3 protein-coding genes are annotated in these 2,676 nt (G+C 53.5%); all 3 read right to left on the minus strand.

Annotated elements, in window-relative coordinates; genetic code table 11:
* A partial coding sequence (locus tag AC075L_RS08015; protein WP_476387507.1) for a DNA topoisomerase 3 occupies positions 1 to 1,927 on the minus strand: 1,927 nt, incomplete at its 3' end.
* Positions 1,914 to 2,117, minus strand: a complete 204-nt coding sequence (locus AC075L_RS08020) for a hypothetical protein (protein WP_009003368.1) — start codon at positions 2,115 to 2,117, stop codon at positions 1,914 to 1,916. The genes AC075L_RS08015 and AC075L_RS08020, both read right to left, overlap by 14 nt.
* Positions 2,114 to 2,676, minus strand: a 563-nt coding sequence (locus AC075L_RS08025; RefSeq protein WP_476387508.1) for a DUF4366 domain-containing protein, incomplete at its 5' end; no start/stop codon positions are given. The genes AC075L_RS08020 and AC075L_RS08025, both read right to left, overlap by 4 nt.

A 2,676-nucleotide genomic window follows, 5' to 3' on the forward strand; every position in this document is an offset into this window, starting at 1 on the left:
TGGCAGTCCACCATTTATTGTTTTTCCAGATTGCAAATCTGCATTCTTTGCTCTGGCAGAAGAAGCCTTTTTGCAGTTCTGCAACCTCACCGCCGCAGCGGGGGCATTTGCCTACCACCTCACGGGGCGGGGTAAACAGGTACTCGGTTCCCTTGATGACCTGATAAGTTCCCACCAGATCTTTCAACATGGTGCTAATCCCGTCCAGAAACTCCTCTGGAGCAAGCTGCCCGTGCTCAATTTCCCCCAGGCGGTACTCCCACTCGGCAGTCAAAAGCGGAGATTGCAGCTGTTCCGGCAGAACGGTGATCAGGGAAACTGCATCGTGGGAAGGGAGAAGCTGCACCGTTTTTCTGTTCTTTTTTCGCTCCAGAAAACCGGCAGATACCAGCTTTTCCAAAATACTGGCACGGGTGGCCGGTGTCCCCAGACCTTTTCTCTCAGCATCCTCTGGCATATCATCTTTCCCGGCAGTCTCCATTGCGGACAATAGGGTGTCCTCCGTAAAGTGCAGGGGCGGACTGCTTTTGCCTTCTTTGACGATTGCCGCAGCAACTGAAAGGGTCTGTCCTTCGGTCAGTTCCGGCAGGGCTTTCTCTGCGCCCTCTTTTTTCGGCTCTGCATCCTTCATTTTGGCACGGTAGGCGTCCTCCAGTGCTTTCCATCCGGGGTGCTTCACCGTTTTTCCTTTGGCGGTAAACTCCCTACCGGCATACGCTGCAATCACAACGGTTTCCGAATAGATATGGGGCTGGGCCACGGCACACAGCAGACGCAGGGCCACTAGCTCCAGCACCGCTTTTTCTCCCGCAGGAAGGGCAGAAAGGTCTGCATCCTTGAGATTTCTGGTAGGGATTACTGCGTGGTGGTCGGTTACTTTCTTATCGTTGATGACTGTCTGCGGATCACAGGTAATGGCGATCCCTTTGCGAAATGGCATAGCATTGGCAACCAGATTCACCAGCACCGGCAGGCTGTCTGCCATATCACCGGTCAGATAGCGGCTGTCAGTACGGGGATAGGTGCAGAGCTTCTTTTCATACAGGCTTTGCAGATAGTCCAGGGTCTGCTGGGCTGTAAATCCAAGCAGGCGGTTGGCATCTCTTTGCAGAGTAGTCAGGTCATAGAGGGCAGGCGGCTTTTCGGACTTTTCCTTGCACTCCACCTTTTTGATTGTGACAGCTGCACCCTGACAGGCTTCTTTCAGCTGCTCTGCGCTTGCTCGGTCACTCATGCGCTCCCCGGATACGGTAAGACCGGGCAGCTCCAGCGCCACGGTATAAAAAGGAACCGGCTTAAATGTGTCGATTTCAGCTTCTCGCTGGACAATCAGTGCCAGCGTTGGGGACATCACGCGCCCGATGTTGAGGGTGCGGTGGTACAGCACGGAAAAAAGCCTTGTGGCATTGATCCCCACCAGCCAGTCGGCCTTGGCACGGCAGAGAGCAGCATCCCGAAGTCCATCATAATCTACACCTGGGCGCAGGTTTGCAAAGCCCTCCCTTATGGCGGAGTCCTCCATCGAAGAAATCCAGAGCCTTTTCATCGGCTTCTTGCAACCTGCCAGCTCATAGACGCTACGGAAGATCATCTCGCCCTCGCGTCCGGCATCACAGGCATTTACCACTTCCGTCACATCCGGGGCATTCATCAGCTTTTTGAGAATATCAAACTGCTTTTTCTTATCTTTTCCTACCACCATCTGCCAATGTTCCGGCAGGATAGGCAGATCATCATATCGCCACTTGGCATACTTTGGGTCATAGCTGTCTGCATCCGCAAGACCGGACAGGTGGCCCACGCACCAGCTGACACGCCAGCCGTTGCCCTCCAGATACCCGTCCTTACGGACGGTTGCGCCGATCACCGCCGCCAAACTCTGGGCAACTGATGGTTTTTCGGCAATTACCAATTTATGTTGAGCCATGATGGTTCCTCCTCTCTTTGAGCCATCGGGACATTTCCCGGTGACAGATACCTACGCATGGTCTTCCATAATTCCCGCAACCATAGCAGGGGTGGCTGTGGGGTAAAGAAGGAGGACGGGAAGTTTCCTTCCCGCCCTCCGGCCTGCGTGTCATCATGCGTTCGTAGGGGCTGTCTGTGAAACGGGTCATTTCACACTGTCCTCATCATCTTCTTCTGTGCTGCCCCCGTCAGCATTCGGTTCGTCCGACTCCTCATCCTCGGTTTCCCATTCCTCGGAATCTTCCTCGCCATAATCATAATCGTCCAGACTGTCATTGCCCTTGGTCTTAGGCTTATTCTTAACGAGCTTCGAGTAGGCAAATACGCCACCGCCACCAAGCAGAGCCAGCAAAAGGGCCAGCGCAGCCGGGTTCAATCCGGCAGGCTTCTCTTTTTCCGGCTCCGATGTTTCTGCCGGAGGTTCCGGTGCTTTGCCCGTACATTTACTCTTATCAGTTGCGCAGACCGGGCAGGCCGTATTGACTGCCCCTGCTTCACATTTTGTCGTGCAGCTACACACAGCAGCCGGCTCCTCTTTGACATTTTCATCTTCCATCAATGCCATCAAATCCGCTTCATCCACCTGGTTCAGAAAGTGAACAGCAGTCTTTTTATCCTCATTAGCCCTGTCGATCAAAATGTAAAAATAGTTGCCAGCTTTGGTCGTAACAGTAATAAGCTGCTTATTGCCTCCAAAATCATCCACCA

The organism is Blautia sp. ZXY-1-B12 (genome assembly GCF_056339915.1).

What these genes read in the sequence shown, in the direction of transcription:
- AC075L_RS08020 (WP_009003368.1), bottom strand. Translation starts at nt 2,117, where the DNA reads ATGACCCGTTTCACAGACAGCCCCTACGAACGCATGATGACACGCAGG.